Below are 21,013 nucleotides of genomic sequence, written 5' to 3'. Positions count from 1 at the left end.
TAGGATCAGGGCTTAGAAATTATATTCCCAAGCCCTTTTGGAGAGGCGGCACACTGCTTGCATTCTTCCCGCAAGAAGCCTCTCCCCCGATAAGCTTCCTAAGTACGAACACAAGATACCCTTTTATCCGTTTTTAGAGTCTCCCCAACCCGCTAAATCTGCGCCACCTTCCTTATGTATCCCCCACTCTTTAAAGTCGTTTCCGACTCGTTTCATCATGATTGATTCGGTAATTGTGTAGTTTGCTTCAGGCAAAAAGAGCCCGTTTCGGACAACTCCCGTCCCCCTACAACATGTTCCTTCGGAACAGTTGTTTCTGCAAATGGGAAGTTGTTTTCCATGCCAGGAATTACTGTTCCCCATGACCTCTCCGGCTTTGATGTCTCTGTCGCGATAAACATCCCTGCCGTCGAAAATCAGGGCCTTGTAACTGAAACCTAAAGTACCAGAGCCTTCAGGGCCTTCCCTGGCTTCCTTGAGATCTGTTCCGGAGCCTTTCACCGAAACTACACTTACCGAATCCGTCAGTAATGCCGGAACAAGCAAAACCGGCAGAACTGACAAAACTTTTTCCATATGCTTGTCCCTTTGTTCCTTGATATATAACGTCTGCAACTAATTTTTTTTGAATTCATTGCGTCCTGAACAATGTTAAATTCTTTTTATAGAGTATATATTTGTTTGACTATAACCCTCATACATAAATCTAAAAATATGTGCATGAATTAAAAGTATATTGATGAACTAACCGTTATTTTAATAGTATAACAAATGCAATAAACCTGAAGCATGAGAGTTTATCTCTTAAGGCGAGAATACCCCCTTCCTTACTAGTTCCGGCTTTGCCGGAAATGGCAGGGAGGGGATGAAAGCCATGAAATTCAAAACCGCCGTCTTTCTGCAGATCCTTAAAGCCGGTCTCCCGTCTTTTGTGATGCAGTTTTCACTGGCTCTTGTGCTTTTCGTACACAATTACATGCTGTTAAGATACGGCTCCGAGCTTGCGGTTTCAGCCTACGGCATCATAGGGTATGTGTTTTCGATCTTCTACATGCTTTTTGAAGGAATAGCTCTGGGGGTACAGCCGATCATAGGTTTCAATTACGGGGCCCGATGCTATGGAAGGGTTTCAAAGACCCTGAAACTGACAATGCTCTCCTGTATCCTCATAGGGGCTTTCGGATTTCTGTTAATCTGCCTGTTTCCCGGGAATGTGGTGCAGATCTTCAACCGGAACGACCCCGAACTTCTGAAAATCACAGTGCAGGGGATGAATATTTTCATGTTCTCCCTGCTTGCCGAAGGTACCGTACTGCTCACAGCCATCTATTACCAGTCAATAAACCGGGTCAGGGCAGCCCTCTTCATCCATCTTGGAAAGATCTTCCTGTTCCTCTTTCCCCTGCTGTTCATCCTGCCTCTATTCTTCGGCCTGGACGGGGTCTGGTCTGCATCGCCGGCCACGGAGTACATCATGCTGCTGGTGGTACTGGTTATGCTTTCAAGGGAATTTGAATTCCTCAGGGGCGGGAAGGCAGAGGCTGAGGAGAAAACCAGGTTTGTCAATTCCAGGGCTGCTGAAAAAAGTAGGACCTTTTGAATAGTCCACTAATTTCTTTGAATAGATCCTCCTGAAGTCTGCATTTGAAGCTGGACATCGAATAATTTCGTGCAGTTTATATCCTTTGGAGACAACATATTTTATATAGTTCGGCCGCCTGGCCGGGACTTTTTCTTTTCATTTCGAAAACGGAAAAAAGCTGAATCCCTGTCACTTAGTGTCACTTAGTTTGACTGGAAAAATGAGGGTCCGGAGGCTTTGAATACGTTTTCTGGAAGTACCATCACCCGGGAATAGGAAGAGCAGAAAAAGAGAGCTGGAAGCTCTCTGGCTGCAGGCAAGGAATATACTTCCGAACCTACTGATCCTTATACTTTTGAACAGGTTGCCGGACATACTTCAAAAAATAATGAAAAATCCAATGCCTGGAATGCTGCTGAGTATGCTACCAGGTATGCTGCTGAGAATACTGGAGGGCATGGTGCCGAGTATGCTGCCAGGAATGATGCCGGACATGATGCCGGGCATGATGCCGAATGTACGGATGAGTATGCCTCCGAATGTACCGATGAAAGCTACACCCTTCTGTACAAAGGAGAAATCCGAAAACGGACCCTATTAAAAAGAGTTCCGTTGATCAGCCTTCTAGGGGGAAATGCCGTGGAACTTAGCGGCATGCTCTGTCTCATGCTTGCGGTTATATCACTCCTCTCAATTGAGAAGATCTTTTTCCTGTTCGAGCCCTCCCTTGAAGGCAGGTTGCATGCGTCCCTGGCAGTCATAATCCTGTTTTCCTCATTCACAGCCTGCGGCCACGAACTGCTCTTAAGCACCGATTACGTAAAAGCCGCAAGGTGCAGCGAATGCGGAAAAGAGTTTGCCTGTGAAGAAAGGGAAAAGCCGGACATAAAAGAAGTAAGCACTCCCGATTACTACTATGTCACCGTAATCAGGCACTGGAAATGCAGGTACTGCGGCTGCGAGGACAGTTCAGAAAGCCAGGAAAACATCGAGTCCAGGAAAGGAAATAGAAACACAGACCCATTCAGGTCCCCCTGCAGGCACTGCCGGAAAAACACCCTCCATACCGAATTCAAAGACCCTGACATAAAAGAATTGAAGACCTCATCATCCACCTCGGACCTCATCATAACCCGCTACTGCCAGTGCGAGCACTGCGGGCACAGGTCTGTCAGGGCAGAAAAAGAAGAGCATATAAATGCCGCCGATATGCCCGTAAAAATAAAGACAATCGAAGACCCCCGGATACACCGGCACTGACAGCAGGTTTCCTAACTCTTATGGGCCTCCGGGTTTTAATTTTCTATCTTAAACCATTTTCTTGAATTTGCTCGAAATCGAAAACATAAATTTCTTCGTCCGGGCCAGATATTCCCCTGCCCGGGCATCTCCTCTTTTTTCGGGATAAACTGCCCGTCCCCCACCTCACATCCGAGCCGCCTGATCATTGACTAGACCCTTTCTTCATGCACTTCCGGATGGAACTGCAGAGCCACAACCCTGCCATCACAAGAAATTATTGAAAAACTAATTTATAACCGAAACGGCAGTAAAGAAGAATTTAAAAACCTGTGCCTTCTGTAAAATAAAATTGAACATATATAATAGATATAAAATAGAATCTAATAAAATATATTTCTCCCGATGCCGAATTTAGAGATATGATTTCGAAAGGTATATAACCTAAAATACTACTTCCTTATTGGGGAGAATATGAACAGGTTTATTCTAATCGTTTTTTGTCTGGTGGGAATTATAGTTCCGGTCCTTGTAGTTCCTGTTGCAGGAACCGGGGATAATTCAGCAGATTTATCTGAGACAGAAAGTTCTGAATTATGCGACGACAGCGACGAGGATGATTCCACTTCTGATGACTCTGACGACTCTGAAAACTCTGACAACTCTGACGACACTGTTGACTCAAAAACTGTAAGCGAGCCGAAATTCAGGGTCGGGCCGGTTGTCAAACTCAGGCCGGTAAATGATGTGATTGAGTCGGGGAAAGACGGGCTCATTGAGATGTACATGGATAACCCGACCGTGAATGAGGTTAACCTGAGCGTCGATATGAGGATCAGCGTGCCTGCAGGCATCCATGTGAACGGGGAAGGCTTCGGGCAGGCGGCTGCTGCGGGAACGGTCCACGGGATGTTTACGGTGCCTCCGGGGGAAGCAAGGACCGTCTACATAAATGTTAAAGCGGACCAGGTGGGCACTTTCACCCTTCACCTGAGCGGGCTGTACTACCCTGAAAACAATAAGGACAGCTATTACCCGATATCGCTTACCCATCCCTTTACCGTAACGGAAGCTTCCGAAGATACGAAAGTCCCTGATTCGGAGGGAGAAGACAGCAATAATGATAGGGATTCAACCGGCAGTGGAGTGAGCGCCGAGGTGGAAACAACTCCCGGGTTCGGGGTTTTGTGCGGGCTTCTGGCTCTTGCAGCGGTTGTCTCGGTGAGGATCAAAAGAAAGTCCTGATGCTACGGAAAAGCGATGAAAAAGAAACCCTATTTCTATTGACAAGTTTTATTGACAGATTTACTGTTCCTGGGGGGGTCGTTACTGCCGTTCAACCTGCTGCCGTTCAACCCGCTGCCGTTCGAGCAGTGCACATTAAACAAATAGCAGTCCGCATTAAACAGAGATCACACCATAAGAGATCATACCGGAAGAGATCACACCGGAATAATGTTTAGCATATTTTTTGTGGTGTTCACTCTTTTTGTTCTTTTTATTTCGCCTGCAGATGCCGAAGAAATGGCCGATCTGGGCGTTGAAAAGATCTACCCGGACATCCCGGAACCCCAGGCTGGAGATGACGTAATTTTTACCGTGGAATATGCAAACATCGGGACTTCAGGCACGAATGAAAGTTTTGTAATCCTCTTTTTTATCGATGGAGAGTTGGCCGGAGAGACGGAAGTGTTTCCCCTGGACCCGGGAGAAAGCGAAAGCGCTGATTTTTTCATTCACATTGAAAACGATTTTGGAGGAGGGGAACACTCCGCTGCTGCAGTGATCGATCCGGGGGAACTGGTACCTGAAAGTGATGAATGGAACAACGAATTCTCAGAATTCTTTTATGTGGCTGAAATCGAAGAAACGGAAATAGAAGAGCCGGAAATAGAAGAAACCGGCATGGAAGAATATGAAGTAGAAGAAACAAACACAGAAGAGTCGGAAATAGAAAAAAACGGCATGGATGAATCGGAAATAGAAGAAAGCAACTCCGAAGAATCTGATGTAGAAGAAACTGACGTAGAAGAGACTGATGTAGAAGAAACCGATGTAGAAGAGACTGATGTAGAAGAGACTGATGTAGAAGAGACTGATGTAGAAGAGACTGATGTAGAAGAGACTGATGTAGAAGAGACTGATGTAGAAGAGACTGATGTAGAAGAGACTGATGTAGAAGAGTCCGGCACGGAAGAGCCTGACCTAATCGTTGAAGAAATAAGCTGGAGCCCGGATGCCCCGAAAACGGAAGACGAAGTCGTTTTTTCGGTCGAGTATGCCAACAGGGGGACCGGGAGTTCGGGACAGGATTTCTGCATCTGTCTATATGTCGATGATTCGCAAATCGCCTATGGATGGGTCGATGCCCTTCAGGCGGGTGAGTCTGCCGTTTACGAGTGTGCCTGGACTGTTGACCGGAGTGTGCTGGGCGGGGACCATGAGGTTTCAGCCTGTATTGACATGGGAGATAAAGCCGGGGACATGGAGCAGATTGCAGAGAGTTCCGAAACAAACAACATACTTTCAAAAACCTTTCAGGTAAGCGAGGGAAAGCCGGACCTGGTAATCCGGGACATTAGCTGGGACCCCGAAAACCCGAAAACCGAAGACCGGGTGACCCTTTCCGTAAAGTATGCCAACCAGGGCACCCTGAGTCCTGGAACAGATTTTTACATCTGCCTCTATGTCGACGAGTCAAGGATTGCTTCGGAGTGGGTCTCCGACCTCCGGCCCGGAGAGTCTGCGGTTTATGAATGCTCCTGGACTGCGGACAGGGACACCATGGACGGCGACCATACGGTAAGCGCATATATTGACATGAAAGATAAAGCCGGGAATGCGGCATGCGTTGAGGAAAGTGTTGAGACTAACAACGAACTTTTGAGCACGTTCCGGGTAGCAGGCCAGAAACCGGACCTGGCAATCGAAGAAATCACATGGGACCCTGCTAGCCCGAAAACGGGCGAAGAAGTAACTTTTTCCGTAAAGTACGGCAACAGGGGAGGCCTCAGTGCAGGAAATAATTTTTACATCTGTTTGTACGTCGACGGCTCCCGGCTCGGGTATAAATACGTTGATAATCTCCCGGCAGGCGAGTCCGCTGTCTACGAATGCCCCTGGACCCTTGACAGGGAAGCGGAGGGTGGGGACCATACGGTTACGGCTTATATCGACATGATGGACAGGGACGGGTATTCCTCATGCATCGAGGAAAGCTCCGAAACAAACAACGAGCTTTCCGGGACAGTTAAGGTCGAGAAGACCAAAAGTTACGGCGAACTGGAAGTATCAATCACGGATGAAGGTACCGGCGGCCCAGTTGAAGGGGCCGAAATTTACCTGGACAATACGCTTGCAGGAACTACCGGCCCTGAGGGCATTGTCCGCACGGAGGCGGCCCAGGGGGAGACCCACCTCATAAACATAAAGCACCCCGAGTATTTTGAGGCTGTCCGGCAGGTGGAAAACGGGTATGAGGAAACGGCAGAAGAGGAAATAAAACTCGTGTGCCTGAAAGTCCCCCTGACTTTAAGCGTAGAGGACTCTTCCGGCCTCCCTGTGAGTGAAGCTGAAATTTATGTGGATGATGAGCTTGCGGGTTCTACGGATGTCGAAGGAACCCTGAAAATCCGGCTGTTCCAGGAAAGTGACGTAATGGTCAGGGCTGAGAAAGAAAATTACTACCCTGCAGAAGGGCTCATCCACGTCGGGACCGGGGAAGGCTTTTACACCCTTACCCTGAAACAGGAAGACCCCCGGGCGCCTACAATAGAAATAACCGGGATTTCCGAAATCGGAGACGGTGATTCCATATATGAAGACGGGGAGCAGCTGGAACTTAACTACCGGGTGAGCGACGAAAGCGGGATCAAGGACGTCCTTGTAAAAATTGACGGCTCTTTAATAGACAGTTTCCATGAGGAGGGAGCCTTCTCGAGCACCGTGGGCCCCTTATCTGCAGGGGAGCACCTCATCAAAATCGAAGCCTGCGACCTCGATGAAAACGGGCATAAAAATATAAAGGAAATCCCGCTGGAGATTTCCAACAGGGGCCCTTCCGTAGCCTTCCAGTGCACTAAAAAAGAGATCTCTGTCGGGGAGACAGCGGTTTTCGATCTTGGAGTAATGAACCCCGTGGGCGGCAAAGAAATGAACGTCCAGCTCGTAATCAAGCCCCCGAGCGGAGTTTCGGTTGCAGGCTCCTATTTTGCATCAAGCGGCGGGGGGATGTACCAGGCCGAATACACGCTTGAGCCCGGAAGCGACGTCAGGACCATATCCTTAGAAATGGTCGGCAATGAAGAAGGAAAACACGACATTGAAGCCGATGTCTTCTACTCTTTCGAAAAAGACAAAACCTATTCCCAGCGCAACACCCTTACCCTGGATGTAAATGAGAGACCAGGAAATTCAGGATCTCCTTCTCAACCTTCAGAAAGCATAGAAGAAACGGTGGAGGATATGGCTGCCAGAATCCCGGGGTTTGAAGGCTTTGTTTCAGTAACTGCAGTAATCTCAGCCTCCTTACTCCTGGCCCTCTTCCTGTTTAAAAGAAAAAAACATTGAAATTAAAGGAAAGATGCTCTGTTTAAAGAGAAGAGATTCTGTTTCTTCAGGAACAATATGCTTTCTTATTTAATTTAGTTCGAAAGTCCCCCCGAATCTTTTCATCCAATTTCCTGCCCTTGCTGTTCCAGCTCCCTGGAGAATTCCGAAATAACACCTGAATTAAGGGCAGCTGCCCAGTAGCAAATTCCTGTAAGAGGCATTAACAGGAGCCAGATTATTCCCAGCCCCACCGTAAAAATATTCTCATCCGAGTAAAGCAAAAGGTGAACCCCTGAAAAGAGAGAGCAGATAAGAGTAAAAACAGTAAGGATAGTTAAAACAGAAATCACTTTATTCATTTTCTTTCTTATATCTGCAGGAAACATGAAGAAAAATAAAAGGGAGAAGGGGACTGTCATTCCAGGAATAATCGCTGCAAGAAGCCTCAATGCATAGGAGGGATGAGAGATGTCTGGCAGGAAATAAGGACTCAGGACCGATAGAACAATCACTATGAGACTCACAACGAGGGGGATTTCGAAATACCATTTTTTCATTACGTCTTTCGTTGCAGATATGAATAAGGAAATCCCGATAATTGAGGTGAAAGCCAGGAAAATTACTGTCGTTATGCTAAAAATTACCAGCTCACATCCCGAATGCCAATAGTCCAGCAGGAGTCCTGTGAGATACGAAAAAAAGAACCCTGAGATGAGGACCAGCAGCATCTTAATTCTTTGAGGGGAAAGCTTTCTTCCGTATATCCTGTACGCAAATGCCCCTCCCAGCAATCCTGCAAGCAGCAAGGCCAGGGCAAGGTCGAGGGGAATTACTTTTAAGTCCTTCCGGTTATCCGAGAAATAGTTATTTTCTGCCAGGCTTTTATCGAATGGGTTTGCAGGTTTTTCAAACAGGACTCCATACTTGAAATTCGATATGGTGTTATTGGAAATTTTGTTTTCCTGTAAATTCTCCAGGTCGATACCGGCTCCAGTCTTTTCAGCCCCTTTTAAACTGTTGCCTTCAACAGTATTTCCACGGGAGTCATGTATTACTATTCCCAACCCGAAGTTGTACTCCACCATGTTATTGTAGAGTTCGTTGCGGTCCGAATGTGCAAGCCCTATCCCGTCCTGCCAGTTAGAAAGGACGCTGTTATCCCGGAGAACATTATTATTTGAATGTGAAAGCTGTATCCCGGCTAAATTTCCCGGAGTTTTTTCTTCAGGGTCTAAGGGACCTATAGGCTCCAGGCTACCGGACTTTACAGAATTGCCGATCAGTGTATTGTTGTTCGAACGGGTGAGCCATATCCCGTTCCACTTGCTCCTCTGGACAAGGTTTTCTTTTAACGTGTTATTGTCCGAGAGATCAAGATGTATGTAGCTTTTGTAATTTTCACTATTTGTTATCGTGTTGTGGGAGGAGCGATACAATATTACATTGTTCTTTATGTTCCGGTTTTCATGGAGAAGGTTATGAGTAGAGTTCAAAAGCAATGTACTGCTTTCGGATGTATCGGGGTTTTCCTCTATACTTTCAGGGTCCAGGTTATTGTATGCTATCAGGTTATACGATGAGTTTTCAAGATTTATGCAATTTACATCCGACCCGTATGCTGAGATTGTGTTGTCGGTAATGGTACAGTTATTTGCCCCCTCAAGGAATATCCCGGTATTTTCACTGGAGCTGACTATGAGCACAAAGCCGCTGAGGCGCACTTCATCTGCAGTGACATGAAAAAGAGGATCATTTTTGCTCTCCCTGATTATGGCTGCATCTTCTAGAGCAAGGTATTTTGAGTATTCATTTTTTGCGGCAATGTTCAGGGACTTTGTAACCCTAACGTTATCCTCATAGGTTCCGGGATAAACAACTACCTTATCCCCATCCAGAGCATAAGATACAGCTTCCGATATGGTTGAAAAGTCTCCGTTCCCGCCAAAGTCAACCGTTATTACCTTTCCAGAAGCCGGGGCTGCCAGGACCACCAATAAAAGAAAAACAAGTACGAAAGCCATACCTGCCATTATTCCATTCATAAGTCCCTCAAAACCTGATATTTTGAGATAAGTTCCATCCCTACATTATAAAACTTTTACGTTTTGTTACGCATACGGCATATCCCAAAAAGTCAAAAACTAAAAGGAAAACAAGAGAGAAAACAGAAGGAAAACAAGAGGGAAAACAGAAGGAAAACAAGAGGGAAAACAGAAGGAAAACAAAAGTCTGGAATTTATTCCTTATTTTCACGCCTGACCAGTTTTTCAAACTTATCCAGAACCGAAAAAATAAACCTCTTCGTCCCGGCCAGATACTCCTCCTGCCCGAGCATCTTCTCCTTTTTCAGAATATACGGTCCTTCTCCCATCTCGTCTCCGAACCGCCTGATCATAGATTCAACCCTCTCTTCGTGAACTTCAGGGTGGAACTGCATCGCAACAACCCTTCCATCATATATGAAAGCCTGGTTCCTGCACCCCTCACTTTCATAAAGGTGCACGGCCCCCGCCGGCAAATCAAAAGTCCGGGAATGCCAGTGAAAGACTGTGATCTCTTCCGGCAGCCCTTCCAGGAATTCAGGCTTCTGTTCATCCTTCCGGGCTGCTCTTATAGGGAACCAGCCCATTTCCCTGTGCCCGTTTTCATAGACGCTGGCCCCGAGGACGTCGGCGAGCAGCTGCGCCCCCAGGCAGATCCCGAGCAAGGGCTTTCCCGCTCCGATGGCCTGCTTGATGAAGGCTTTTTCGTCTTTCAGCCAGGGGTTTTCGGCGTAGTCGTAGATCCCCATGGGCCCGCCCATGATTACGAGGAGGTCGAAGGTGTTGAGGGCTGGCGGGTTTTTTGTTTCGTAAAAGCGGGTCGACTCAAGGGGGTGGTTTTTGCTTTCGGCGTATTCTTCGATGGTGCCGAGGGTGTTTAGGGCGGAGTGCTGGAGGACGTGGATTTTCATGTTGAATTCTTTTGCAGCTTATGTTTTTAATTTTTTCCCGAAACCAACCTGACCATCGGCTCAAACTTCAAGTTAAATATATAAATGTAGTTGAAAAGGTATCGAAAACAAATATATAAAAATCAAAAATCAAAAATCAAAATATAAAAATACAAAATTTTTATTGCAGAATGGCGTTAATTTCCGAACCTTTCCCACTCCAACTTATACAAACAAAAAGAGGTTAAAGAAAAAGAAGTAAACAAAAAAGTTAAAGAAAAAACTTACAGGAAATTACTCACAGAATTGACGAAACTGCATCCTTTTTTTCGATTTGCTTATGGCAAAACGGGCAGAGCATTCCACATTCCTGTTCATTTTCCGGACAGGCGGTGGTAGGACAGGCAGTGGTAGGACAGACGACGGGGCAGACGGTGATTGAAAGGTCGGATAGGGGGTGCCCTTTGCTTTTTGTTTCCAGTTCCTTGTACCAGCCGAAGGGAGCTCTTTTTACTTCAAGGCCCCTATCTTTCAGGGAATTTTCAAGGCCGGTTAGTATTTCGATTGCAGTTTCAGGGCTGCTCAGGTCGTTTGCAAGGTGGGCATAAGGGTATATCATGACCCTTTTTGCCTTTATCATTTCAAGGCGCCTGATGATCTCCCCGGTAGAATTTTCAATGACACTTGCCGGGCTGTCCTCATCGTTTTTCTCCACGCAGCAGTAAAGGACGACTCCTTCTTCCATCGAATCGCTTTTTATATTGATGGGTTCTGCTGCTTTTGCTCTTTTTCTGGCACAGTATCGCGCATAATCCACATGGACAAAAACTATCCTAATTTCCGGCACCTCCCGTAAATCGAAATTAGTTGAATCTTAGTCGAATCTTAGCTGAATCTTAACTGAACCTGCCGATAAGGGCGCTTATGCTCTCGCTTGTAACCATGCCTATTACCCGGGAATCGGAGTCTATGACGGGAAGGGCGGAAATTGAGTACTTTTCCATTATTGAGGACGCGGTTTCGATTTTCTCATCTTCGAATACGTATCTGACGTCTCCAGTGATTATTTCTCTCAACTCCGTTATCTTGCAGGCAACGGCTTTTGTAATATCCCAGGAGGTGACGATGCCTTCAAGCCTCCCGGCTTCCGATACGACCGGCAGGTGGTTCACACGTTTTTTTACCATCAGCTTTGAAGCATGTTCTATTGTCTCGTTTCTGGAAACGGGACAAAAGTCCCGGTTCATGATGTCCTGGACGAGAATATGGGAGAGAAAGCCCCTGATCAGGTAGTTCAGCTGGCCCTCTTCGAGCAGGAAAGCGTCGTGCCCGTACTGGGACCTGATTTCCTCGTATCTTGCATCGACCCCGTTTGCAATCAGAGACGATGCGATATCCTGGGACTGGTAAGGAGGGTAGAGCCAGTCCGAGCTTACGGAGATCACCAGATACTTTGCAGTAACCCCGGAAAAACCCTCAATAAGGGACCCGTTCTTTGAAAGGTCAAAGAAATCAACGGCTTTTGTGATATACAGGTATGAATTGGCATCAAAACGCTTCGTAAAATTATCTCCCTGGTAATTCAGGTAACTCTCAACCTGAAAATTGGGAGAAAGATCATTCTGAGAAAGGTCCTCTGGAGAAAGATCCTCTGGAGAAGGATTCCCTCCGTTCTTATCCCTGCCGTTCTTATCCCTGCCGTTCTTATCCCTGCCGTTCTTATCCCTGCCGTTCTTGTCCTGCTGGACCCTTCCGAACTTCTTTTGCATCGAAACGTCGCTGAGGTATGTAATATGCCCTATCATCCGGGCAAGGGAAAGCCCCTGGGACGGGATTTCTTTTCCGTAATAATCCCCTCCGTTCCATCTGGGGTCATCCGTTATGGCTTTCCTGCCGATAGCCCCGAATGCTATCTGCTGGGGAGTGGTGCAGGCAGTGGTCGCTATCGCTATTGCTTTTTTTACCATTCCGGGATAGCTGACCGTCCACTGGAGCACCTGCATCCCGCCCATGGAGCCGCCTGCAACTGCAAAAAGCTGTTTTATCCCGAGGTGTTCGACCAGCTTTTTCTGGGCATTTACCATGTCCCCTATGGTGATCACGGGAAAGGAGATGCCGTATGTTTTTCCGGTTTCCGGGTTTATCGAGGAAGGGCCTGTTGAGCCCTTACAGCCCCCGAGTATGTTTGAACAGATAACGCAGTATTTTTCAGTGTCAAAGGCCTTATTGGGGCCGATTACACTGTCCCACCAGCCGGGCTTCTTATCCCCTTCGTGCCAGCCCGCAGCATGGGCGTTTCCCGTAAGGGCGTGGCAGACCAGGATAACGTTGCTTTTGTCCGCGTTCATTTTCCCGTACATCTCGTACTCTATCCTGACGCCGGAAAGGGTTTTTCCGCTCTCGAGCCTGAAGGTGCCGGGGATTTCATAGTTCATTGAGCTGACTATCCCGAGATTCATCCCGGGATTCCGGCCATTTTTTTCCGAGAAAATGCTTTTAATAGCAGGACTATGGGCCGAACCTGACATGCTCATACCTCTGAAAGGGCCTGTTCGATATCGAAGATCAGGTCTTTTTCGTCCTCGATCCCGATGGAAAGCCGGATAAAGTCCTCGGTTACTCCGCAGGCAAGCTGTTCTTCTTTTGAGAGCTGTTCGTGGGTTGTTGAAGCCGGGTGGATCACCAGGCTTTTTGCGTCCCCTATGTTTGCAAGGTGGGAAAAGACCTCAAGGTTTTCAATAAACTTCCTGCACTCAGCGGCTCCGCCCTTGATCCCGAACCCGATTATTGCTCCGGAACCGGCTGGCAGGTATTTCTTTGCAAGGGCATGGCTCCCGTGGGACTCAAGCCCCGGGTAGGAGACCCAGGAAACCTTCGGGTGCTGTTCCAGGTATTTTGCAACTTCGAGGGCGTTGTCACAGTGTTTTTTTATCCTGAGCGGGAGGGTCTCAAGCCCCAGGGCCAGCAGGAAGGAGTTGAACGGGGAAATGCAGGCGCCGGTATCCCTCATGAACTGCACCCTTGCCTTTGCAATGAAGGCTGCCTTTCCGAAGGCTTCCTTATATTCCAGGCCGTGGTACCCGGGGTCAGGCTCGCAGATTTCGGGGAACTTCTCAGGGCTCCAGTCAAAGTTTCCGGAGTCCACAATGACTCCTCCGATGGAAGTCCCGTGCCCGCCTATGAATTTTGTTGCGGAATATACGACTATATCCACCCCGTGTTCGAACGGCTTTGAGATTAAAGGAGCGACTGTGTTGTCCACAACAAGGGGGATTCCCGCCCCGTGGGCAATCCCCGCAAGTTTTTCGAGGTCAGCCACATCAAGCCCCGGGTTTCCGATTGATTCCACATAGAGGGCCTTTGTATTCTCCGAAATTGCATTTTCAAATTCTTCCGGCCTTCTGGAATCAACAAATTTTACCGTCCTTCCGAGTTTGGGGAAAGTGTAGTTGAACAGCTCGTAAGTTCCCCCATAGAGTTTGTCCCCTGAAACGATTTCGTCCCCTGGCCTCGTAAAGGTGAGCAGGGCTGTTGTGATTGCAGCCATCCCCGAAGCCGTTGCAAGGGCGCCTATACCCCTTTCAAGGGCAGTGATCCTTTTCTCAAAGACATCGGTTGTGGGGTTCATCAGGCGGGTATATATATTGCCTTCTTTCCTGAGCCCGAAAAGGTCAGCCGCATGCTCCGTGTCGTTAAATACATACGCTGCGGTCTGGTAAATCGGAACGGACCTTGCCCCCGTAGCAGGGTCCGGTTTTGCTCCGGCATGTACCGCAAGGGTGGAAATTCCGGGGTTTTCGAGGGTTTTTTTCCTTAAACTTTTCCTTCCGGTTTGATTTCCATTTCCGGTCTGGTTTCCATTTCCGGTTTGATTTCCATTTCCGGTCTGGTTTCCATCTCCGGTCTGGTTTCCGTCTACATTTTGTGTCTCTACATTTTGTGTCTCTACATTTTGTTTTTCAGGTTCATTCTCCATTTTCTCTGACCTCCAGCCCGTATTTTTCTGCGATCTCGGCAAATGAATCGGCCAGGTACCTTACCTTCGGCCAGGAAAGCCCGTAAGTGCTCAGTTTCCAGGCCTTTGTGGCTCCGGGAAATACGCCGGTAATGCCTCTTTTTGAAAGTTCGTCATGCAGGTAATAACCCCTTTTGGGGTGGGTTTTCGCAACCGTATCAAAGCTGTCAGTGGTATCGATTTTCGTGAGGGCGTGTTTTCTCGGGTATTCGGATAGTACCCTGCTCCCCGAAATCGAAAGGATTTTATCGACCAGGTAATTGGACTTGTTAACCTCTTCGTCCCAGTGTTTTACCCGTTCCTGCACTGCGGGAAAAGACGCCATCATTGAGAAGAGCGTTCCTCCCATCAGGGTGCAGCCCAGCATCTCGACCTCTTTTATGCCAAACTTGCGGGCCGTAAGGTCGCCTTTCATCTGCGTGGTCCTGAAAACAACAGGAGCCCATTCTTCGGTTGTTGCAAGGACCCCTGAGGGTGCAACCGAAGCCATGCTCTTGTGGCCCGAACCTACAACAAAGTCCGCCCCGAGGGCTTTTCCGTCAACAGGCATTACCCCTACAGTATAGGCCCCGTTGTAGAGGAGGGGAATGTCGTACTGGTGGGATACCTTTGCGATTTCCTTTATCTCGTGCTCGTTTGCAAACAGGTAATCGAAGTGGTCCATCATCACGATTTTGGGGACCTTTCCGGTCTCCCTTATTACGGCTTCGATCTTCTCTGCGGTTGCTTCGGCCGTAATTACATTGTTTTCGTTAAGGGGGACCTCTTTTACAATGCCGCCTGCGTTTTCCACCGAAAGGAATTCCGTATAATGGGAAAGTGCGGAAACGATTGCAATATCCCCTTTCTCAACCAGTGAGGAGGCAACAGCCTGAAATCCCCTTCTTGCCCCGGGGACCACCCTGGCTTCATCCATATTCAGGAATTCCGCAAGTTCGGTATGGAAGTCCGCAATGCCGGGTTTTGTGATCTTATCCAGCCTGAAAGGCTTCTTGCATGAATCGCAGGTAGAATAGCCGTCCCCGTATGCGATCAGAGCTTTCCTTGCCTCAACCGTAAGCCTTCCGGCTGCCTGGATTGGCTGGATATTGATGAAGGACTCCTCTTTGTCCCGGATCGGAAGGTTTCCTGCAAGCCGGGAAACTTTAACATTTCCTTTCCCGCTTTCAAGCTCGCTTATGATTTCCTTGAGCTCTGACACCTTTTTCATAAATTCCCGGTCTTCGGTTTCATCCAGGCCCGTGGGCAAAGCTTCCCTGAAAATCTCCCTTATATCCTCAAGGGCAAATAACGCTTCAAAGGTCTTCTGTATCCTGATATCCTGCACCATTCTGTATTTTTACCTCTTTTTCTCCGGTTTCAATAGAGTCAGAAGTGAGAATCGAACTCACATCTTCCGGTCTGCAGCCGGATGCATAGCCACTCTGCCATTCTGACACTTTTGTTGCATTGTTTACGTTTTAAAGTCAGAAGTGAGAATCGAACTCACATAATTCCGGGTTGCAGCCGGAAGCATAGCCACTCTGCCATTCTGACAGCTTTTGATAATATTCAAGATGTTCACAATTGTTACGATCTCGTGCGCCGAATTCACAATTGTGATGACATAAATCACAATTGTGATTTTCATATAAATAATTATCCGTCCACCGGAGCAGTGCAGGTGGCCCGGCAATCTTCAGGGACTGAACAATCCTCAGGGACTGAACAATCCTCAGGGACTGTGGAAACACGTTCGAAACTCGGGACTCAAAAAATTATGTGAAATTTAGTTAAAAGCTCAGATGTCTACAAAAGGAACAAGGTCGCAGCCTGTGCATTTTAAGCACATGGTCCGTGCAAGGTCCGGGCGCAGCCCATATTTTAAAAGGATATGCTTTTCCATGCTGGCGAGTTTGAGGAGGCGCTGCTGGTCAGGCCGGTTGAAAGTGAAATCTCCTGCCCGGAGGGGGTGCGGGTTTGCCGGGCGGAGGACGGGGATCACGCCCATTGATGCCAGTTTTTCAACTCCTTTTTCGACACATTCATCGGACTCCCCTAGCCCTATGATAAAATTGCTGAAGACCCGGTTTTTCCCGAAAATCCCCACAGCCTCTTCAAGTTTATCCAGGACATAGTCCAGTGAAAGTTCTCCGCAGGCCAGTTTGAAGATTTCGGGGTCCATGCTCTCCACATTGTACTTGACTTCCGAAACCCCGGCTGCTTTTAAGCGTTCCGAGCACTTTTCAGTGGGATAGACCGAGACCCCCACAGGAACATCGTACTTTTTGAGGGAGGGCAGGAGTCTGAGGACGCGCAGGACTTCGCCTTCCATGGACTCTTCAATGCCTGAGGTTATAGAGATTGCCTGCAGTTCGCCTCTTTCGTACACTTCATCAATTACCTGCAAAACCTCAGCATCCGTTTTGACCTGCCCCTGCATTTTGGGAACCGGGCAGTATTTGCAGTCGAAAATGCATTTTTCGGACAGGGTGACAAAAGCCTGCTTCGGGCAGTGGGCAGGAGCCGGTTCTATTGTGCCGACAGCAAGTGTTTTTCCGTCCTTTCTGAGAAGTACCCTCCCGCTTTCCCTTTCAGCCTCAACTATGGAAAAAGGGGAGCTGCTGTTCATGGAGAGTTTTACCCTTTTTCCCCCGGAATTAAAAAATACCGATCTCATGCCCGCCCCGGGGCCCGCAGTCGAAGCCCGGCCCTTCGGAAGCAGGGAGGGGTCAATATTAACCGAACCTGTTGCAAGTAAGAGCGCTTTTAATTCAGCCGTCATTTCCGGGGACATACTTTCATTGTCCATGGTTTTTCCTCATTCTTAAGTTTCAATTCCCTCGATTCAATTCCCTCGATTCAATTCCCGCTGATTTCAAGCATCCTGTCAAGCGCTTTCTTCGCTTTTTCCCTTACTTGCCCGGAAACACGGACTTCATATTCCATATTCCGGAGGCTGTTAAGGATTGATTCCAGGGTGATTTTTTTCATATTATAGCAAACAGCCTTCCCGGAGGCGGGATAGAATTTTTTATCCGGGTATTTCCGTTTCAGTTTCGCATAAAGCTCTTTTTCAGTCCCGATTATGAATTCTCCGGCACCTGACCTTTCCACCTCTTTCATTATCCCGGTGGTGCTGAGGATGTGGTCTGCAAGGCGCAGGACTTCGGGCCTGCATTCGGGGTGTGCAAGAAATTCCGCATCAGGGTGCATATCCTGCAGCTTTTTTATCTCTTCTTCATCGATGTTGTGGTGGACGTGGCAGAACCCCGGCCAGAGGTGTATTTTTTTATCTGTGTGAAGGGACACAAACGCGCCCAGGTTCTGGTCCGGGACAAAGATAATCTCCCTATTTTCGATTGAATTTACCACATTTACCGCATTTGCAGAGGTGCAGCAGATATCCGATTCCGCTTTTACGGCAGCCGAACTGTTCACATAGCAGACGACTGCGGCATCGGGGTGTTTTTCTTTTTCTTCCCGGAGGGCTTTTGCGGTGACCATGTCTGCCATCGGGCATCCCGCGTCCGGGACGGGCAAAAGGACGCGTTTTTCAGGGCAAAGGATTGAAGCTGATTCTGCCATGAAATGGACGCCTGCAAAAACTATGACCTCAGCTTTTGAGTCCACTGCCGCCCTGCAGAGGGAAAGGGAGTCCCCAACAAAATCCGCAACTTCCTGGACTTCCCTGCGGGTGTAAAAATGTGAAAGGATTATTGCGTTCCTTTCTTTTTTGAGTCTTTTTATTTCTTCTGCAATTAACCCGTTTTCCATAATTTCCATAATTCTCTCATTCCTGTCCATGTTTTCCTGTTAAGGGATCAGTCTTCCCAGGGCTCAAGCCCCTTTTTCAGGAGATAGTCGTTAATTGCCTCATGGATGGCTTCTTCTGCGAGCATTGAACAGTGCATTTTTATTGGGGGGAGCCCGTCCAGGGCTTCTGCAACGGCTTTGTTTGAAAGGTCCCAGGCTTCTTTCAGGGTTTTTCCTTTGATAAGCTCGGTTGCCATGCTGCTCGATGCAACTGCAGCCCCGCACCCGAAGGTCTGGAACTTCACGTCCACGATCCTGCCATCTTCGACCCTGAGATTATTTTCTTCGACCCTGAGGTATATCTTCATAATATCCCCGCACTTTGCGTTTCCGACCTCTCCTATCCCATCACAGTTTTCAAGGGTCCCCATGTTTCGGGGGTTCATGAAATGGTCCATCACCTTTTTGCTGTAGTCCATCGATTTTTCCTCCAGTGCTGCTTTTCAATATTCAGGTTGTTTCAAAGCCTTCATCTTGTATTCAGTCTTCACCTTCAGGCTTCCCTCTTATTCATCACAGGGTCCTGTATTCCTGAGGGGTCAGCGGCGACATATTCCTGAGCCGCTGCACTATTTCAGGCAGGGCTTCAAGCACCCGGTCAACATCTTTTTCCGTATTCAGCCTCCCGAGACTCAGCCTCAGGGAACCGTGCACGATCTCATGCGGGACTCCGCAGGCTGTAAGCACATGTGAGGGTTCGAGCGAAGACGAGTTACACGCACTTCCCGTGGATGCAAAAATCCCGGTTGCATTCAACAGGAGCAGGAGGGATTCCCCCTCTATGTATTCGAACGTGACATTCACGTTGTTTGCAAGCCTCCGGGTGGGGTGCCCGTTAAGGTGGGTTTTTGGGACCTTCAGGAGGCCTTCAACCAGGCGGGATCTCAGTTGCAGGAGGTGTTTATTCGTCTCCTCAAGTTCACCTGCTGCAAGCTCGATGGCTTTCCCGAGCCCCACGATCCCGGGGACGTTCTCGGTCCCGGCCCTGTGCTTTCTTTCCTGGGCCCCGCCGTGAAGGAGGGTTTCGATTTTTGTCCCTTTCCTGATGTAGAGCGCCCCGCAGCCCTTTGGCCCTTCAAACTTGTGGCCTGAAAGGGACAGGAGGTCAAGCTTCATTTTTTTGACGTCTATGGGAACGTGCCCGATTGCCTGGACAGCATCGGTGTGGAAATAGATCCTTTTCTCCCGTGCGATTTTTCCGATCTCTTCAACGGGCTGAATGGTCCCGATCTCATTGTTTGCAAGCATTACGGAGATGAGGATGGTGTCGTCTCTGATTGCATTCTTCAGTTCCTCAATTGAAATCATGCCGTATTTATCGACCGGGAGGTAGGTAATCTCAAACCCCTGCCCCTCCAGCCAGGCAGAGGCGTGCAGGACGGCGTGGTGCTCGATGGAGGAGGTGATTATGTGCTTTCCTCTGTCCCTGTTTGCAAAGGCTATCCCTTTCAATGCCCAGTTATCGGATTCGGTGCCTCCTGATGTAAAAAAGACCTCATTCTCTTCGGCACCTATGGCATCTGCAACCTGCTTTCTTGCTTTTTCGACAGCGCGTCCGGAGATTTTTCCGATCTCATAGATAGAAGAAGGGTTTCCGAAATTCTCTGTCATGTAGGGGAGCATTTCTTCAACAACTTCTTTTCTTACAGGGGTCGTAGCAGAGTTGTCCATGTAAATGAGCTTGTTTTCAATTGTCACTGCGTCACCTTCACAATTGTGAATAAACATAACAATTGTGACTATATAAATTTAATCCCGCAACTTCTCTCGAGCAGCCAGAGATGCATAAAAAAATTTTATATGAATATCTTCTTAACAGATCCCCATATCATCCCAATCAGATATGCCACAACCTGTGGCTGGATCGGGCCCCGATGTTCCGGGCCTGAACTTATTATTATTTTTAAATCTTATAAAAAAATATATATGCACAAACGATATAAGTAAGTCACAATTGTAATACCTCAAAAAGTGATGATAATCATGGAAACTCCGTGTCAAAAGATTGTGTGGGATCTGGTCCCCGCAATAAGGGCCAGTCTTGCAATCGAACTTGTAAATAGAGGCCAGTCGCAGGCAACTTCTGCAAAGTTGCTCGGGATTGCACCGTCGGCAGTTTCCCAGTATATTTCGGGAAAAAGAGGGTACAGGATCGAATTCCAGGGCGAGACGAAGGAATTGATCGAAAAACTTGCCCAGGACCTGATCGACAATAAAGTGGACGACTTTGTGGCAAGGGCCTGTGAAATCTGCACGAGTGCAAGAGGGATTGAAAGCAGCTGTGCCAGCAGCTGTGGCCCGGAGAAGAAAGCAGAAGAAAAAGAAGTAGAAAAGGAAGCAGAAGCAGAAAAGGAAGTAAAAACAGAAAAGGAAGTAAAAACAGAAAAGGAAGCAGAAAAAAAAGAAGAAAAGGAAAAAGGCAGTAAAAAGACAGGAAAGCAAAAAAACGAGAAAGCAAAAGAATGAGGGGACAAAAGTTTGGGGCCGGGTAAATTTCCGAACTTTTCCAAAATGTAAAAAACCCAATCGTTTCATTCGCGTTGTATTTTTCTCTTTTGTAAAATGTTTATGCCCCCGGCTTAATTGAGGGAGATTTCCTTACCACGAGAACGTTTTTGAATCCGATCGAGATAAATGCCCCCGCCAGCTTGCCTGGCGGCGCCTCTCCAAAAAAATGTAGAAAAAGAGATTTGGAAAAACGTAATTTCCAAAACAACAATAAGATTTTTTCTCAGCTGACGGATAGCTAAAGAGGTATCTCAACCCCACACATACTTAGCCTTTTACTTCTATTTCTTCAAAAGTAGGATCTCCCTAAGCCTTTACCCCCGCAGGACCAGCTTCAGGTTCTCAATTATCTCAGTTTCACATCTTCATCCCTAAACTTACAGTAGAACAG

16 protein-coding genes are annotated in these 21,013 nt (G+C 47.7%); 5 read left to right on the top strand and 11 right to left on the bottom strand.

What is annotated here, in order from left to right; all coding sequences use genetic code 11:
- Positions 1-123: 123 nt before the first annotated feature.
- On the bottom strand, positions 124-576 hold the full coding sequence (locus tag FTO70_RS06835; RefSeq protein WP_255334996.1) for a hypothetical protein: 453 nt from the start codon (positions 574-576) through the stop codon (positions 124-126).
- Positions 577-874: 298 nt separating this feature from the next.
- On the opposite strand from FTO70_RS06835, the gene FTO70_RS06830 reads away from it, so the two are divergent.
- The 4 genes from FTO70_RS06830 (at position 875) to FTO70_RS06815 (ending at position 7,390) form a co-directional block, all read left to right on the top strand.
- The gene (locus FTO70_RS06830) at positions 875-1,600 is read left to right on the top strand and encodes an MATE family efflux transporter (RefSeq protein ID WP_255334995.1); all 726 of its coding nucleotides are present in this window, start codon (positions 875-877) and stop codon (positions 1,598-1,600) included.
- A gap of 594 nt (positions 1,601-2,194) precedes the next feature.
- Positions 2,195-2,842, top strand: a complete 648-nt coding sequence (locus FTO70_RS06825) for a hypothetical protein (RefSeq protein WP_255334994.1) — start codon at positions 2,195-2,197, stop codon at positions 2,840-2,842.
- A gap of 453 nt (positions 2,843-3,295) precedes the next feature.
- A complete protein-coding gene (locus tag FTO70_RS06820; protein ID WP_255334993.1) occupies positions 3,296-4,066 on the top strand; it encodes a hypothetical protein in 771 nt (256 codons plus the stop codon).
- 210 nt (positions 4,067-4,276) lie between these two features.
- The gene (locus tag FTO70_RS06815) at positions 4,277-7,390 is read left to right on the top strand and encodes a CARDB domain-containing protein (protein WP_255334992.1); all 3,114 of its coding nucleotides are present in this window, start codon (positions 4,277-4,279) and stop codon (positions 7,388-7,390) included.
- A 101-nt stretch (positions 7,391-7,491) separates the two neighbouring features.
- Here FTO70_RS06815 and FTO70_RS06810 read toward each other — a convergent pair whose 3' ends face one another.
- The 10 genes from FTO70_RS06810 to nifS form a co-directional block, all read right to left on the bottom strand.
- Positions 7,492-9,414 carry a NosD domain-containing protein gene (locus FTO70_RS06810; protein WP_255334991.1) on the bottom strand — a complete coding sequence of 641 codons (1,923 nt, stop codon included), beginning with the start codon at positions 9,412-9,414 and terminating at the stop codon, positions 7,492-7,494.
- Positions 9,415-9,608: 194 nt separating this feature from the next.
- Positions 9,609-10,325 carry a type 1 glutamine amidotransferase gene (locus FTO70_RS06805; protein ID WP_255334990.1) on the bottom strand — a complete coding sequence of 239 codons (717 nt, stop codon included), beginning with the start codon at positions 10,323-10,325 and terminating at the stop codon, positions 9,609-9,611.
- 277 nt (positions 10,326-10,602) lie between these two features.
- Complete coding sequence (locus FTO70_RS06800) at positions 10,603-11,151, bottom strand: threonyl-tRNA synthetase editing domain-containing protein (protein WP_255334989.1); 549 nt, start codon at positions 11,149-11,151, stop codon at positions 10,603-10,605.
- 49 nt (positions 11,152-11,200) lie between these two features.
- Complete coding sequence (locus tag FTO70_RS06795) at positions 11,201-12,763, bottom strand: homoserine O-acetyltransferase (RefSeq protein WP_255334988.1); 1,563 nt, start codon at positions 12,761-12,763, stop codon at positions 11,201-11,203.
- A gap of 71 nt (positions 12,764-12,834) precedes the next feature.
- Positions 12,835-14,280 (bottom strand): O-acetylhomoserine aminocarboxypropyltransferase/cysteine synthase family protein, encoded by a 1,446-nt coding sequence (locus FTO70_RS06790; protein ID WP_255334987.1) that lies wholly within the window; start codon positions 14,278-14,280, stop codon positions 12,835-12,837.
- On the bottom strand, positions 14,270-15,649 hold the full coding sequence (pscS, locus tag FTO70_RS06785) for an O-phospho-L-seryl-tRNA:Cys-tRNA synthase (RefSeq protein WP_255334986.1): 1,380 nt from the start codon (positions 15,647-15,649) through the stop codon (positions 14,270-14,272). Before pscS ends, FTO70_RS06790 begins: the two co-directional genes overlap by 11 nt.
- 450 nt (positions 15,650-16,099) lie before the next feature.
- Positions 16,100-17,110 carry a radical SAM protein gene (locus tag FTO70_RS06780; protein WP_255334985.1) on the bottom strand — a complete coding sequence of 337 codons (1,011 nt, stop codon included), beginning with the start codon at positions 17,108-17,110 and terminating at the stop codon, positions 16,100-16,102.
- A gap of 50 nt (positions 17,111-17,160) precedes the next feature.
- Positions 17,161-18,105: a quinolinate synthase NadA gene (gene nadA / locus FTO70_RS06775; protein WP_304364423.1), complete on the bottom strand. Its 945-nt coding sequence runs from the start codon at positions 18,103-18,105 to the stop codon at positions 17,161-17,163.
- Positions 18,106-18,122: 17 nt separating this feature from the next.
- Positions 18,123-18,533, bottom strand: a complete 411-nt coding sequence (nifU, locus tag FTO70_RS06770; protein ID WP_255334984.1) for a Fe-S cluster assembly scaffold protein NifU — start codon at positions 18,531-18,533, stop codon at positions 18,123-18,125.
- 94 nt (positions 18,534-18,627) lie between these two features.
- Complete coding sequence (nifS, locus tag FTO70_RS06765; RefSeq protein ID WP_255334983.1) at positions 18,628-19,842, bottom strand: cysteine desulfurase NifS; 1,215 nt, start codon at positions 19,840-19,842, stop codon at positions 18,628-18,630.
- Positions 19,843-20,088: 246 nt separating this feature from the next.
- On the opposite strand from nifS, the gene FTO70_RS06760 reads away from it, so the two are divergent.
- Positions 20,089-20,580: a transcriptional regulator gene (locus tag FTO70_RS06760; RefSeq protein WP_255334982.1), complete on the top strand. Its 492-nt coding sequence runs from the start codon at positions 20,089-20,091 to the stop codon at positions 20,578-20,580.
- The last annotated feature ends 433 nt before the right edge of the window (positions 20,581-21,013 follow it).

It is taken from the genome of Methanosarcina sp. KYL-1 (assembly GCF_024372725.1).
In the GTDB taxonomy this organism is placed as follows: domain Archaea; phylum Halobacteriota; class Methanosarcinia; order Methanosarcinales; family Methanosarcinaceae; genus Methanosarcina.
This window is presented reverse-complemented; position numbering and strand designations above follow the sequence as displayed.

Bases quoted from the DNA above. Each gene is read 5' to 3' on its own strand.
- FTO70_RS06835 (WP_255334996.1), bottom strand. From the start codon at position 576: ATGGAAAAAGTTTTGTCAGTTCTGCCGGTTTTGCTTGTTCCGGCATTA.
- FTO70_RS06830 (WP_255334995.1), top strand. From the start codon at position 875: ATGAAATTCAAAACCGCCGTCTTTCTGCAGATCCTTAAAGCCGGTCTC.
- FTO70_RS06820 (WP_255334993.1), top strand. From the start codon at position 3,296: ATGAACAGGTTTATTCTAATCGTTTTTTGTCTGGTGGGAATTATAGTT.
- FTO70_RS06815 (WP_255334992.1), top strand. From the start codon at position 4,277: ATGTTTAGCATATTTTTTGTGGTGTTCACTCTTTTTGTTCTTTTTATT.
- FTO70_RS06810 (WP_255334991.1), bottom strand. From the start codon at position 9,414: ATGAATGGAATAATGGCAGGTATGGCTTTCGTACTTGTTTTTCTTTTA.
- FTO70_RS06805 (WP_255334990.1), bottom strand. From the start codon at position 10,325: ATGAAAATCCACGTCCTCCAGCACTCCGCCCTAAACACCCTCGGCACC.
- FTO70_RS06795 (WP_255334988.1), bottom strand. From the start codon at position 12,763: ATGAATCTCGGGATAGTCAGCTCAATGAACTATGAAATCCCCGGCACC.
- FTO70_RS06790 (WP_255334987.1), bottom strand. From the start codon at position 14,280: ATGGAGAATGAACCTGAAAAACAAAATGTAGAGACACAAAATGTAGAG.
- pscS (WP_255334986.1), bottom strand. From the start codon at position 15,649: ATGGTGCAGGATATCAGGATACAGAAGACCTTTGAAGCGTTATTTGCC.
- FTO70_RS06780 (WP_255334985.1), bottom strand. From the start codon at position 17,110: ATGGACAATGAAAGTATGTCCCCGGAAATGACGGCTGAATTAAAAGCG.
- nadA (WP_304364423.1), bottom strand. From the start codon at position 18,105: ATGGACAGGAATGAGAGAATTATGGAAATTATGGAAAACGGGTTAATT.
- nifU (WP_255334984.1), bottom strand. From the start codon at position 18,533: ATGGACTACAGCAAAAAGGTGATGGACCATTTCATGAACCCCCGAAAC.
- nifS (WP_255334983.1), bottom strand. From the start codon at position 19,842: ATGTTTATTCACAATTGTGAAGGTGACGCAGTGACAATTGAAAACAAG.
- FTO70_RS06760 (WP_255334982.1), top strand. From the start codon at position 20,089: ATGATAATCATGGAAACTCCGTGTCAAAAGATTGTGTGGGATCTGGTC.